The organism is Nitrosococcus wardiae (genome assembly GCF_004421105.1).
Taxonomy (GTDB): domain Bacteria; phylum Pseudomonadota; class Gammaproteobacteria; order Nitrosococcales; family Nitrosococcaceae; genus Nitrosococcus; species Nitrosococcus wardiae.
In genome coordinates, this window is the sequence record NZ_CP038033.1 from 1,153,609 (window position 1) to 1,166,638 (window position 13,030).

General features: G+C 49.0%; 11 protein-coding genes. 9 read left to right on the forward strand and 2 right to left on the reverse strand.

The genetic code is table 11. From position 1 onward, the window contains the following. Positions 1 to 6 precede the first annotated feature (6 nt). A complete protein-coding gene (locus E3U44_RS05640) occupies positions 7 to 990 on the reverse strand; it encodes a complex I NDUFA9 subunit family protein (RefSeq protein WP_134357065.1) in 984 nt (327 codons plus the stop codon). A gap of 151 nt (positions 991 to 1,141) precedes the next feature. Here E3U44_RS05640 and E3U44_RS05645 point away from each other — a divergent pair, with 151 nt between their 5' ends. From E3U44_RS05645 to E3U44_RS05680, 8 genes are all read left to right on the forward strand, one after another. After that, positions 1,142 to 2,506, forward strand: coding sequence for an NAD-dependent succinate-semialdehyde dehydrogenase (locus E3U44_RS05645; protein ID WP_134357067.1), 1,365 nt, complete (start codon positions 1,142 to 1,144; stop codon positions 2,504 to 2,506). 155 nt (positions 2,507 to 2,661) lie between these two features. Next, positions 2,662 to 3,708 carry a response regulator gene (locus E3U44_RS05650; protein WP_134357068.1) on the forward strand — a complete coding sequence of 349 codons (1,047 nt, stop codon included), beginning with the start codon at positions 2,662 to 2,664 and terminating at the stop codon, positions 3,706 to 3,708. A 488-nt stretch (positions 3,709 to 4,196) separates the two neighbouring features. After that, on the forward strand, positions 4,197 to 5,048 hold the full coding sequence (prmC, locus tag E3U44_RS05655; RefSeq protein WP_134357069.1) for a peptide chain release factor N(5)-glutamine methyltransferase: 852 nt from the start codon (positions 4,197 to 4,199) through the stop codon (positions 5,046 to 5,048). A 63-nt stretch (positions 5,049 to 5,111) separates the two neighbouring features. Then, on the forward strand, positions 5,112 to 6,128 hold the full coding sequence (locus tag E3U44_RS05660) for a YbgA family protein (RefSeq protein ID WP_206054904.1): 1,017 nt from the start codon (positions 5,112 to 5,114) through the stop codon (positions 6,126 to 6,128). A 648-nt stretch (positions 6,129 to 6,776) separates the two neighbouring features. After that, complete coding sequence (locus E3U44_RS05665; RefSeq protein ID WP_166804999.1) at positions 6,777 to 8,276, forward strand: TIR domain-containing anti-phage reverse transcriptase; 1,500 nt, start codon at positions 6,777 to 6,779, stop codon at positions 8,274 to 8,276. Positions 8,277 to 8,576: 300 nt separating this feature from the next. Continuing rightward, the gene (locus E3U44_RS05670; RefSeq protein ID WP_134357071.1) at positions 8,577 to 9,707 is read left to right on the forward strand and encodes a RelA/SpoT domain-containing protein; all 1,131 of its coding nucleotides are present in this window, start codon (positions 8,577 to 8,579) and stop codon (positions 9,705 to 9,707) included. A 452-nt stretch (positions 9,708 to 10,159) separates the two neighbouring features. Beyond that, the gene (locus E3U44_RS05675; protein WP_134357073.1) at positions 10,160 to 10,441 is read left to right on the forward strand and encodes a type II toxin-antitoxin system RelE/ParE family toxin; all 282 of its coding nucleotides are present in this window, start codon (positions 10,160 to 10,162) and stop codon (positions 10,439 to 10,441) included. A gap of 15 nt (positions 10,442 to 10,456) precedes the next feature. Then, positions 10,457 to 10,771, forward strand: coding sequence for a HigA family addiction module antitoxin (locus E3U44_RS05680; protein WP_134357074.1), 315 nt, complete (start codon positions 10,457 to 10,459; stop codon positions 10,769 to 10,771). A gap of 227 nt (positions 10,772 to 10,998) precedes the next feature. On the opposite strand, the gene E3U44_RS05685 is transcribed toward E3U44_RS05680, so the two are convergent. Next, entirely contained in the window at positions 10,999 to 12,036 is a 1,038-nt protein-coding gene (locus E3U44_RS05685; RefSeq protein WP_134357075.1) for a GlxA family transcriptional regulator, read from the reverse strand. Between the two features lie 400 nt (positions 12,037 to 12,436). On the opposite strand from E3U44_RS05685, the gene E3U44_RS05690 reads away from it, so the two are divergent. Then, on the forward strand, positions 12,437 to 13,024 hold the full coding sequence (locus E3U44_RS05690; RefSeq protein ID WP_134357077.1) for an OsmC family protein: 588 nt from the start codon (positions 12,437 to 12,439) through the stop codon (positions 13,022 to 13,024). Positions 13,025 to 13,030: the final 6 nt, after the last annotated feature.

A 13,030-nucleotide genomic window follows, 5' to 3' on the forward strand; every position in this document is an offset into this window, starting at 1 on the left:
GTATTACTAGCTCAAACCAGTTTCTTCAGGGCGATGGGCATGTTGCCGCAATTCAAGATAATGGCTCCTTTGATTATGTTGGCCGAGATATGTAGGGACCACTGCATCAATGGTGGTAGGTTCGATCCCCAGCTCGCTCAGCCCATTTTGATGGCAGATGCTAGGTGCCTGCAAGGAGTCATAATTGTCCTTGGAAAAAGGTTTTCCAGGCAGGTATTCAAAAATGTCCGCCTGCAGACGGCTCAGTTTATCGGAAAGTCCGATGATTCTGCGCCTGAGGCCTAGGACCTTGGCCGTATATTCGACTACTTGCTTCAGCGTGTAGATCTTGGGGCCACACAATTCATAGCTCTGACCAAAGCTGTCCTTATCCGGGAGGGTGCGGACAAAGGCTTGGGCTACCTCCCCCACATAGACCGGAGTAAGGCGGGCATCCGGACAGGCCAAAGGGAAGACAAAAGGCGACAGCTTGAGTAAGGCACCAAAACGGTTAAAAAAATTGTCGCCGGGGCCAAAGATGATAGAGGGTCGGAAGATGGTGACCTGAAGTCCCTGTTCCGCTAAGGCCAGCACCCGGGCTTCCCCTTCCCCCTTGCTACGCAGATAATGACTGGCGCCCTGGTTGGCATCGGCGTTAAGTGCACTCATGTGGAGCAATCGCTGAATGCCGGTATCAAGACAAGCTTGGGCCACTTTCGCTGCCAGATCCGCATGAACTCGACGGAAGCCGCTGCCATCACGTCCTTTTTCATTAAGAATGCCCACCAAATTAATCACGCTATGGCAGCCGCTCAACTGGGCTGCGAGCTGGGCCGGATCGTGAACATCGGCTTCCTTGAGTTGTAAAGCGGGCAAGACAAGTAAATCCCGGTGCCGTTGCCGGTGCCGGGTTAGCACCCGCACCCTATAGCCATGGTCCACCAAGTGGGCAGCTAGCCATCGACCAACAAAACCTGTACCTCCCAGGATGCAGACGGTCTGTTCGTTCATTAGCGTCGTTATTCTCCGTTATCTCAACTTCAAAATTAAATACAGGTATCCGTTTTTAGAATTATAAACGCATCCCCTTTTAGTCAGGTAAAAGTATGCCCTCCTATACTTAAATTTAATGGCTTATTTTGTCTTACAAGGAGACGTTATTATGGCTTTTGAATCTGTCAATCCGGCCACGGGCCAATCTCTCAAAACCTTTAGCGCCTGGGACAAGGGGACCATTGAGGAGGCCCTCCAGCAGGTACAGGAAAGTCGTTTTGTTTGGGCAACCCGCCCCCTTTCGGAGCGCTGCCGCTTATTAGGGGTGGTCGCCCGGCAGCTCCGGGAGCGCAAAGAAGACTTGGCTCGGGTGATTACCCTTGAAATGGGTAAGCTTGTCACTGAGGCCCGGGCGGAGATTGAGAAATGCGCCTGGGTCTGTGAATATTATGCCGAGCAGGCTCCCCGATTTCTCGCCGATGAGGTGGTTGAAAGCGATGCCGGCCGTAGCTATGTGGCCTTACAGCCGCTAGGTACCGTATTAGCGATTATGCCTTGGAATTTTCCTTTTTGGCAGGTATTTCGCTTTTGCGCCCCTGCCCTGGTGGCCGGGAATACGGCTTTATTAAAGCATGCCTCCAACGTTCCCCAGTGTGCCCTTGCCATTGAGCAGACTTTGCTAGAGGCCGGTTTTCCCCACGGGGTGTTTCGCACCTTGTTGGTCACTTCGGCTCAAGCGGCAGAGGTGATTGCCGATCCTCGAGTCCAGGGGGTGACCCTTACGGGGAGTGAGGCTGCTGGGCGTAAGGTGGCTGAATGCGCCGGTCAGCACTTGAAGAAAACGGTGCTAGAGCTAGGAGGCGCAGATCCTTTTATTGTGTTGGCGGATGCCGATTTGGAGCAAACGGTGCCGGTGGCCGTGCAGTCCCGTTTTGTCAATGGAGGACAAAGCTGCATTGCCGCTAAACGCTTTATTGTGATGGAAAAAGTGGCGGATGAATTTGTCGCTCGCTTTCAGACTAGTTTGGAAGCTCTGCGGCCAGGTGATCCCTTGGATGAGCAGACCACCCTGGCACCGCTGGCCCGGTTGGATTTGCGTGAGGAGCTCCACCGACAGGTGAAGGCGAGTATTGAACAGGGGGCAGTGGCGGTCACCGGATGCCACCCTTTGGCCGGACCGGGGGCCTACTATGCTCCTTCTATTCTAGACCGAGTACAACCAGGAATGCCGGCCTTCGAGGAGGAACTTTTTGGGCCTGTGGCCGCCATTATCCGGGTTGCGGACGAGGTGGAAGCGGTCGCCCTGGCCAATGCCTCCCGTTATGGTCTTGGGGGGAGTGTTTGGAGCCGGGATGTGCCACGGGCTGAGGCGCTAGCCTTGCAACTCCAATGCGGGGCGGCCTTTGTCAATGGTTTGGTGAAAAGCGATCCCCGTTTGCCTTTTGGCGGGGTTAAGTGCTCCGGCTATGGGCGGGAACTGTCTTGGCACGGGATGCGGGAGTTTGTTAATCAGAAGACCGTATGGATCAAGTAACGGCAAAATCTATCTTAACAAACTCTTTGCGTGGGGTTTTTAGAAAGGAATCACGCTCATCCCTCAAGTTTGCCACCATCTGTCCGATGGTAAACATTGAGATTAAAAACAATTGCCACCGTCTTTCTCTCTTACAAAGATAAGGATGCAAGTTTATGGCCCCACGTACCGCCTTAGTCGTTGATGACTCCAGGGTTGCCCGGATCGCAATCTCTAAATTACTTAAGGAACGCAATTTTAATGTAGATGACGTTGCTTCCGGTGAAGAGGCTTTGGAGTATTTGGAACACCACCGGCCTGATATTGTTTTTATGGACGTCATGATGCCTGGTATGGGGGGACTGGAAGCGACCCGCGCCATTTTGTCGCAGGAAGCGACCCGCTCATTGCCTGTGGTGATGTGTACAGGGAAGGAAACCGCAGCCGATCAAAATTTCGCCCTGGAAGTCGGTGCTAGGGATGTCTTGGCCAAGCCAGCGGGAGAAGAAAATCTAGATCGTGTCCTGCAGGCGCTGGTGACCGATTCTTCAGCCGCGACGGCTACTGGAGAGGTGGATGCTTTTGTTCATGAAAGGATGCCCACTGCGACCCAAGGGGTTGATGCCAGGGGAGGGACAGAGACCCTTGCTACCCAAGAGCTTATTGAGCAAGCAGTCGCTGAGGCCCGTCGGGCGAGCCAAGAGCTAACAGAAGGCATTGCCCGGGAGGTGGCGGAGCGCGTAAGCCGGCAACTGGTTGAAAAACTTGTTCCTGAATTAGCCGAACGAGTCGCGAGAGAGACGGCCCAATCAGTGTCCCAGGAAGTTGCTAACAAGGCGCTGGTCGCCGTCCAGGAACAAGCGGAACAAAAAGCACAGGCGACGGCCGAAGCGGTTGCCCTAAAAGCCGGTCAGGAAGTGATGGGTAAGGCTGAAGAAGCGGTTAAAGCCATGGCCCGTTCTGCCAGTGCCCAGGCTGTAGCGGCATTTTTGGAGCAGCAACAAGCCCAATTCCGGGAGACATTGCAAAAGGCTGCCGAGCAAACGGTAGCGGCAGCCGCAGAAAGGCATGTGGCTTCGAGCTTCTCCCGTTATGTGCAAGAACAGGGCCGGGCTTTGATCCGGCAGATCATGGAGGAGACAGCACAGGAAGAAGCCGTATCAAAGGAGGCGTCTCAGCAAAACCGCTCGGGTTTGTGGAAGTGGCGTTGGGGGAGGTCCTAAGTTAAAGAGCTTGGCGGATGCTGTTTCTAGGATAATTGCATGGGGAGGAGGGGGGAAGCTAGCAGGCCGTAAGGGCTGCTATTTTTCATGCCCGGATTGGTAAGGGGAAAACCAATTCGGGCATTTTTTATAGGGGATAAGGCAAAAAAAAAAGGCTCCTGTTGGAGCCTTTTAATAGGTCTTGAGCCTCTCTCTACTTATTATTTTTATAAAACAGTTATCTTCATTAGGCGCTACTAGAGTCCGGATCTTCTTTGGAGAGACAAAAGAAAGGAAACTTCAGCCGAAAAGAAAAGGCTTTAAGAATGTGACTACTCATGTCTTCCCCTGCAGGTCTTGAGGGAGCATGAGCAAACTTTTAGTTATCAGGGTAAGATATCCCATTACCGGATCGTCCTGAGCTAACCTAGCTGACACTATAATCCATTGCGTCAAGGATTGCAAACCCTGAATCACATTTGACCCATTTTTAATAGATAAGTTTAATTATGGTGCCCAATATTTCTATTGCCTCGGTGATTGAACTTGCCGCAGACCGCTTAGCTTCTACGGGCAGCGGGCGCTTAGAGGCCGAGCTGTTGTTAAGTTTTCTCCTTGAAGTAGAGCGAAGTTCCCTCCACGCCTGGCCTGAGCGGGAGTTAACGTCGGTTCAATGGAGCCGCTTTGAGCAACTATTGCAGCGCCGAGCCAAGGGGGAACCCTTAGCTTATATCCGTGGCCGGCAAGAATTTTGGTCCTTTGACCTGCGGGTCACTGAAGCGACTTTGATTCCCCGCCCGGAAACGGAGCAACTAGTGGAAGAGTCCCTAAAACGGATGGCTTCAGAACAACCCCTTAAAATCGCCGATTTGGGAACGGGCAGCGGAGCTATAGCGCTGGCCATTGGGAGCGAACGGCCCCGGGCCCAGGTGATTGGGACCGACATTTCAGCCGCCGCCCTTGCCGTAGCGAGGGAGAATGGGAGGTGCCTAGGGCTTGAAAATGTCACTTTTCGGCGAGGGGATTGGTTTACTCCCTTGGGGGGGGAGCGTTTCCACCTCCTGGTTAGTAATCCACCCTATATCGCGGAGGGGGATCCCCATCTGACCCAAGGGGGGCTAGAGTTTGAGCCTGACACGGCTTTGATTGCGGGAGACAAGGGTTTAGGGGCGATACGCCATATTGCCACAGGGGCTCGGGAACACCTGGTTGAGGGGGGGTGGTTATTGCTGGAACATGGCTATGATCAGGGACCGTCCCTTTTAGAATTGCTTACAACGCTAGGTTACCGGCAGGTGGTGGATTTTTGCGATTTGGCTGGGGTGCCCCGGGTGGTGGTCGGGCAATGGCGGCCTTGCTAAGATTAAGGGAAGTGCAGCCCTCTTCGGTGGTCTTGCCTCGGATAAATTGATAGGTTCCCAAAGATGTCTATGACCCCCGCCCCTCTCAAGGGAGAAGCCCCGTCTCCCCAATCTCTTGGAATTCCCCGAATACGCATTGCGGTGAGCAGTTGCCTCCTGGGGGAGAAGGTCCGTTTTGACGGGGGCCATAAGCGAGATACTTATGTGACTGAAGCCCTGACAGCCTATTTTGACTTTGTTCCCGTTTGTCCGGAAGTGGCCATCGGGATGAGCGTCCCCCGGGAGCCAATTCATATTGTGAAAACCGAGCAGGGGCTACGGGTGAGGGGTACACGGCATAGGGATCTGGATGTCACCGACAAGCTGCGCCAGTTTGGAGAAGCCATGGCCGAAGAACTGGGGGATATAGAACTGGGGGATATCGATGGCTATATCTTGAAGAAAGACTCCCCAAGCTGCGGGATGGAGCGGGTGCGGGTTCATGGCACTGGGGGCGCCCCTTCCCGGACAGGGGTGGGGATGTATGCCCAGGCTTTTATGGCGCGGCGACCCTGGCTGCCGGTAGAGGAAGAGGGGCGTTTAAATGATCCAGTATTGCGGGAGAACTTTTTTGAGCGGGTTTTTGTCCATTACCGCTGGCGGCAGATGCAGGCGGAGGGAATGACGCCTGCTACTTTGGTGGAGTTCCACAGTCGGCATAAATTTGCGGTCATGGCCCATAGCCAAGCGGCCTACCGGCGTTTGGGACGCTTGGTGGCAAAGGCGGGCAGCGAGCCCATTGAAACATTGGCGACAGCCTATGAGGCGGAATTGATGAGCGCCCTGAAAAAATGCGCCACCCGAAGGGGACATGCCAATGTGCTGATGCACCTGCTAGGATTTTTACGCACCCAGCTAGATAAAGAAGACCGGGCGGAACTCCTAGAGTCCATTGAAAATTACCGCCTGGGTCTGGTGCCCTTAGTTGTTCCCATCACTTTGCTCAAGCATCATTTCCGGCGCCACCCCAATCCCTATGTGAACAAGCAATATTATCTTAATCCCCACCCCCCCGAATTGATGCTGCGGAATTTAATCTAAATTCCTCAATTTCCCCAACTCGCTTAAATTATTTTCCCTTTGTGCTCTTTTTGTCTTGGTGAAAATTCGGGTAGAGCGTTTCCCTTATTAGCAGAGATACGGTTAGGTTAGATTGAGAAATTCAGGTCCTGCTACGTCGATATTCGTGTCTCAATTATTCGGGAAATGCTATAGAGATTTCCGCGCTGTTTCTAAGTAGTTACCTTGGAGGGGATGACGGGCAAACCGTTGCTATAGGTTCCCTGCGCAGGATGATTAAAGTTTGCTAGCGAGAAGACGACGTTGATGGGAGTCTGGCTGTTGTTTGGAAAATCAGTTGCTGATCCCCAATCGATAGATAGGTATAATTGGTTGATTTTTAAATCAATATCACGTTATCAAGGCAGATTTACCTGAATGGGCCATTATCATGGCAAAAACGTCTGAATTATTGGGCAATATCAACTCCCCCAGTAGGCAATGAAAGTGGAGAGCAAAGAGAAATTCGATTAGTTATGGGTTATGAGCCTTCCCCTTCTACATTTGCCGTTGATACTGCGGTAGAGAAACCAATACCTTCCTTTACGCATCCTCGGCTCCCTGGCTACCGTGAGCTTGACTATGCGATTGCGCGTTCATCTTGCGCAAGGTGCGAGGGGGAAGGCTCACTTGTCTAAACTACAATTTCATCTAAATAAACCCCTGGAAGAAGCGGCTGCGCAAATAGTTGGTGCGCAAACAGCTGATGATATCGCAGAAGTACTAGAAGTCCCGAAAGGCCAATTGCTTCACATTCTTTACTCATATCCTGATGAAAAGAAATACATTTCGTTTGACATAAAAAAAAAGAATGGAGGATATAGAAATATAAAAGCGGCTAAAGGCGGGTTAAGAGTGCTTCAAAGTAAGCTGGCCCCGCTACTTGCTTCCCATTACAGACTAAAAAATCCTGTACATGGTTTCGTAAAAGAAAGAAATATCGTTTCTAATGCAACGCAGCACAAGCGAAAACGTTACGTGTTTAATGTTGATCTAAGTGACTTCTATGGAACTATAAATTTTGGAAGGGTTAGGGGGTTATTTAGGGCAAAGCCGTTTGAAATGGGCGAAAAAGCAGCTTCGGTTGTGGCTCAGATATGTATATTTAAGAATAGCTTGCCGCAGGGGGCGGCAACCTCGCCAATAATATCTAATTTCATTGCATCGGAGCTTGATCGTAAACTTTCAAGATTGGCCAGGAGATACAAGCTAACGTACACCCGATATGCTGATGATATTACATTTTCTTCTAACAATAGAAATTTCCCAGAGGGAATTGCGTTTTACGATGGAAATAATCCAATAACGAACGATTGTTTTGTTGGACAGGTGCTAGAAGAAACCGTTTCTGGCTGTGGGTTTTCAATTAACCATGAAAAAACACGGCTACAAATCCGCGGCGTTAGACAAGATGTAACGGGTTTGACGGTTAATGAATTTCCGAATGTACGACGTTCATATATCCGCAACATTCGAGCTTTGCTTCACGCTTGGCGGAAATTTGGTCCAGATGGTGTGGAGGTAATATACAGAAGAAAATATGCAAAAAATAAGTCGCGCCTTGTAGATACCGAAAGACATTATTTCAAGGAAGCCCTATATGGCATGTTAGCCTTTCTGAGAATGGTTCGAGGCGAAGATGAGTTGTATCTAAAATTGTGTTTGCAAACTGCCGAGCTAGACAAAGCCCCACCGGAGCTTATCAAGAGAATGAAGGAACAATATAAGATGTACGATGTGTTTATATCTCACGCGAGCGAAGATAAGATAGATATCGTGAGGCCAATATATGACGCATGTAAGTCTTTGGGAATATCGGCTTTTCTAGATGAAGAAGAAATAGATTGGGGTGACTCGCTAACAGAAGTACTTAATCATGCGTTAGGAAAAAGTAAACTGTTTCTGGCGGTGTTATCCAACAATTCAGTTGGCAAAAAATGGCCTAGAAAAGAAATAAATGCGGCCTTAGCGCGTCAAATGGATGGCAAGCAAAAGTTTCTTCCACTCGTCGTCGGTTCGCCAGATATGGATATTTTTGGATTAACCAATGATCTTTTGTATGTAAACTGGAAAAATAATCCAGACGAGATTGCGGAGAAATTGAAATTTATACTTAGTAAATATGCCTAACGATGACGTATATTTAGCATAGTTAGGTCAGCTCTTGTGAATGAAAATAGGGGGAGGCCTTTCCGAAAAACGAGCTCAGGTCTTGTATAATGCCTTTTTGTCTGGTTCATGTTAATCTTCTATTTACAGATCGGTTTTCATGATTTTTCTATTAGGCTAATTATCAAGATTTCAGGAATGCACGGCGCGAGACCTAACTCCATGGGTGGGGTGCAGAAATGCATGATACCAGGCCTGACCCCGTAACTCCTGGCCAACTCCCCGATTACATTCTCTCCAGTTGTTATTGATAAAGGCTAGATGAAAGAAAAATACTCGGGAAAAGAGATTATTAAAGCTGGTGAGATGTTTCTCTCCGATAACATATTCGATGACATAGATAAGTTCAACAAAGCTATGGATGTACTTTCCTACTGGCGTTTTCAGCACGAATATCCACTAGAGAAAGCACTTTCCATATTAAAAGAAGAAGCTGGCAACCGTGACAAAGCTGCAATTTTTGCAAAGCGGTTAAAACGTTATGTCTCTATCGTCGCAAAACTGCGACGTTTTCCGAAGATGAAGTTGAAGAATATGCAGGATATTGGCGGGTGCAGGGCCATTGTTTCTAATACAAAGAAGCTTTATCAAATAGTTCGGGAGTTGAGAAGACGTCCAGAGTTTAGAAATCAATTAGGAAAAATTCGATATAAGGACTACATAAAAAAACCCAAAGACGATGGATATAGAGGTTACCACTTAATAGGTAGCTTTGAAGATCAAAGGGGTGATCACAAACTAATAGAGATTCAACTAAGGACGACGATACAACATGATTGGGCAACAGCCCTGGAAATAGTCGATCTGTTCACGGGGCAGGCACTAAAGTCAAGCCAGGGTGAGCAAGACTGGAAGGATTTTTTCAAGCTAGTTTCTGAGCATTTTGCATTAATGGATGAAATTCATTTATTTAACACTAAAAAATATGAAGAACAACTAAATGCTTATAAATCAAAAATAGAAAAAAAAACAAAATTCGCAGAAACACGCTTTGAAATCCAGGCCTATGAATCATCCTTAGATGTCGTAAAAAATCTCGAAGCTTTTGCTCATTCACTTAAAGCTGCAGACGAGCACATTTCTCAAAGAAAAGTTGAAGGATACGTGTTGCTCAAAGTAGATACCCGGAAGGCGGAAGTGTCCTCAACGTTATTTGATGATACGGAGAACGAAGAGGCGGAGAAAATGTACCTAGAGTATGAAAAGGAAACAGCAGAAAATAAGGATATAGTTGTTGCATTAGTATCTACAACTGCGGTAGGAGGTATTAAAGAGGCTTATCCGAACTATTTTGCAGATTCCACTGATTTTTTAAAATATCTCATGCTTATAATTAAATCTTCGATAAGGCCCAACTTATTTCGTCGAATTTTGAATGAATCAGGGTTATGAGTGTAACAAGTTAATCAACTTCGCGCCTAATCAAAGTGGGGTCTACCATCGAAAACAGGGTCAGGCCTTTCTCTATGCTATTTACCAATTCGCGATAATATTTGATTTGTGGTCCGCTTTTTGTGTAAGAAAATCAACGTATACTTTTTGCCTTCACTATTCGTCTATCCGGCTGATTACTAAAAGATCGCAGATGCGTATTAGGCAACACCTGATCCCATTGGATGCATAACCATGCCTGGTGGTCACCAACACCAACTAATGGTCCTTGATGACAAGGTTTACCCGCCGGTCGGTCGGTGCATCTACGGCGGCCGAACAGATGGGCTGACCAAGTAAATTATTCGCGCCGCAAAGCCCCGTCATCCTTAAGCGCGACTCATCGTCCACGTTATGCAGCTCAACCTACCCACTTCTTGACATGCGTCACGTGACAGAATACGCTTCCTTGTATGATCAAGACCTTCGCAGATAAGCGCACCCAAGAGCTTTTTTGCAAAGGAGTTTCAAAGAAATTCCCTGCAGATGCTGCTCCAAGGGCAGCCCGTAAACTTGAATATGTTCATTTGGCGGAACAACTGGGCGATTTGAAAGTTCCGCCTGGTAATCGGCTTCACACGCTTTCTGGCGATCGGAAGGGGCAGCATGCCATATCAATCAATGCTCAATGGCGTATCTGCTTTCGTTTTGAAAACGGTGACGCATACGATGTTGAAGTGTGCGGCTATCATTGAAATGAGGTGACAACTATGGCTATTCCCAACACTACTGGTATGCAACGCAAACCGACTCATCCGGGGGAAATGCTGCGGGAAGATTTTATTCCAGACTATGGGTTGACTGTAGCGGGTTTGGCCGAAGCGCTCGGTGTATCACGCCAGTCCGTCAATGAACTACTACGTGAACGGCGGGCTGTCAGTCCGGAAATGGCCCTACGGCTTGGTCGTCTGTTTGGTAACTCTCCAGAGTTTTGGTTGAATGCGCAGCGCGCAATCGATCTGTGGGCGGCAGCTAAGTCAGTTAAAGACGAGATTGCCCGAATCAAGCCATTGGACGCTGCATAATGGGCAAGGGGCCAGGCCTTTCCTATTGCTATTTACCGATGCACAATAATATTTGATTTATGGTCTATTTTTGGTGTAAGAAAATCAACGCACATTTTGTGTTTTCTTTATTTGCATATCTGGTCTATTACTAAGATCGCAGATACGTATTAAGCAACACCTGATCCCATTGGATGCTAATTAAGACCTGACCCTATTGGTACAGCCAGAAAAGGAGATTACTGTAATCACTCTATGGTCTCTGAAGCTCTGAAAACCGGTTGGAACATGCGGCGATACTGACTCGGGGAAAGGCCGGTTAATCGTTTGAACAGCCTCCGGAAGAAAGAGGGGTCTTCGTAACCGACTTCCACACTGATTTCGTCTACAGGCATTGATCCAGATTCGAGTAGGCGCTTTGCCTCTTCCACGCGCAAGTTCTGTAAGTATTCGATAAGCGTAGAGCCGGTAGCTGCCTTGAAGCGCCGCTTCAGGGTGCGTTCGGGGATTTTGGATAACTCGATCACCTGCCTGATGGCGTCTGTTTCTCGGAAATGGTGGCTAAGCCATTGCTCGCAGGTCCGCACCACAGAATCGGCATGGGGATTTCTGCGCACCAGAGTGGCATAGGGTAATTGGCCTTCCCCGTGCCATTTCAGAAGATACACTTTGGCAATACGCAGTGCTTCTCCCGGACTGCAATGGCGCGAGATGATGTGGATGGCAAGATCGTGCCAAGAAGTGGTGCCGCCGGCAGTGACGATCCGGCCTGCCGGATCGGCAAAAACAAGGTTCGGTTCTGGACGGAAACGGATTTTCGGATATCGTTTACCGAAAAGATCTTGATAGCCCCAGTGGGAAGTGGCCTCGCAACCATCGAGCAAACCGGTTTCGGCCAGCATCACTGTACCGGAGCAGGCAGAGTAAAGCAGGGTGCCTTCTTTATACTTACGGCAGATCCACTCCATGAGTTCTGGATAGCGCCCATGTAGGTCCTCGTCCGGACCTAGCCAGAGCTCAGGCAATATCAAGATTCGGGCCTTGGGATTGTCCGCGACCGAGAAATCAGGGGCAACTGGAATACCATGACCGCATTTGAAGGCTTCCCTAGTGGGGGCGACGATGCGGATTTGGAATAGCCTCTGTTCCGGTTCTGTGCGCACCAGAGTCTGCCATATATTTCCGGCTGCTAGGAGTACATCCACCATCCCGTATAGGGCGGAGCCCGCAGTCTCTGGTACGGCGACAATCAAGGTTTCTATTGGGCCCTTATTGGAACCTGCCATAACGATTGCCTTTGCTGACTGGAGCACCGGGGGCCCATAAAAAAAATAGCCCGGAAGAAATGAGGGGGATCCGGGCTATTGGGAAGGCCAAATACCACGAATTTTCCGCCTCGTGGCCAGGCGACATTAAAGAGGCTCTTAAGTGTAAGTTTATTTTTATGCTCACGGGAGTTCTATCCAGGAATACCCTTAGAGGAGAGCCCTTATCTGAAGTCGGAAGGTCTCGGACTCTTCTCTGCGGGTAGATTCTTTAATTAGTGGCACAAATGCCCCGTTATTGGCCACAATCCATCTTATGTAACCGCTTGTCAAGGTTTATTGTGTATCTCAAGTCGCTTCCAGATTGTTACACCACCTAGGCGGCCCACTGAAAATCGACCTCTTTATTAGGAGAAAGCCAATGACCACTCAGACAACGAATCAGCAGGAGCAAACCCTCACCAACAGCGTGTATGCCAATGGCATCAATATGGATATTCTGCAAGGAACTGTTCATGCTATCGAGCAGGAGCCTGCTCTAGGGCAATGCAAATTCCGCGCGCGCAATACATGGCTAGGGGGTAACCATAATTCCAGCACGATTACTGGTTTCTACGGTGCCAAGCAAGAAATAGCACACAAACAAGCGTTTGTACTGCATGCAGACGAACCCCCTCTATTGGCGGGGGGTGATGAGGGCGCCAATCCGGTGGAATATCTGCTTAACGCCCTAGCCGCTTGTGTCACCACCAGCATGGTGGCTCATGCCGCAGTGCGGGGCATCCACATTGAGGAACTGGAGTCTGAGATTGAAGGCGATATTGATCTGCGTGGTTTTTTGGGGCTTTCTAATGATGTCCCGAAGGGCTTTAGCGACATCCGGGTGAGCTTTAAGGTTAAGGCTGATGTGGATAATATGGAACGCCTTAAAAAATTAACCGAGTACTCGCCGGTGTTTAATACCATTACCCAGGGAGCGAACGTGGATATTCAAGTGGAAGCAAAATAAGAGCTT

Bases quoted from the DNA above. Each gene is read 5' to 3' on its own strand.
- E3U44_RS05640 (WP_134357065.1), bottom strand. From the start codon at position 990: ATGAACGAACAGACCGTCTGCATCCTGGGAGGTACAGGTTTTGTTGGT.
- E3U44_RS05645 (WP_134357067.1), top strand. From the start codon at position 1,142: ATGGCTTTTGAATCTGTCAATCCGGCCACGGGCCAATCTCTCAAAACC.
- E3U44_RS05650 (WP_134357068.1), top strand. From the start codon at position 2,662: ATGGCCCCACGTACCGCCTTAGTCGTTGATGACTCCAGGGTTGCCCGG.
- prmC (WP_134357069.1), top strand. From the start codon at position 4,197: ATGGTGCCCAATATTTCTATTGCCTCGGTGATTGAACTTGCCGCAGAC.
- E3U44_RS05660 (WP_206054904.1), top strand. From the start codon at position 5,112: ATGTCTATGACCCCCGCCCCTCTCAAGGGAGAAGCCCCGTCTCCCCAA.
- E3U44_RS05670 (WP_134357071.1), top strand. From the start codon at position 8,577: ATGAAAGAAAAATACTCGGGAAAAGAGATTATTAAAGCTGGTGAGATG.
- E3U44_RS05675 (WP_134357073.1), top strand. From the start codon at position 10,160: ATGATCAAGACCTTCGCAGATAAGCGCACCCAAGAGCTTTTTTGCAAA.
- E3U44_RS05680 (WP_134357074.1), top strand. From the start codon at position 10,457: ATGGCTATTCCCAACACTACTGGTATGCAACGCAAACCGACTCATCCG.
- E3U44_RS05685 (WP_134357075.1), bottom strand. From the start codon at position 12,036: ATGGCAGGTTCCAATAAGGGCCCAATAGAAACCTTGATTGTCGCCGTA.
- E3U44_RS05690 (WP_134357077.1), top strand. From the start codon at position 12,437: ATGACCACTCAGACAACGAATCAGCAGGAGCAAACCCTCACCAACAGC.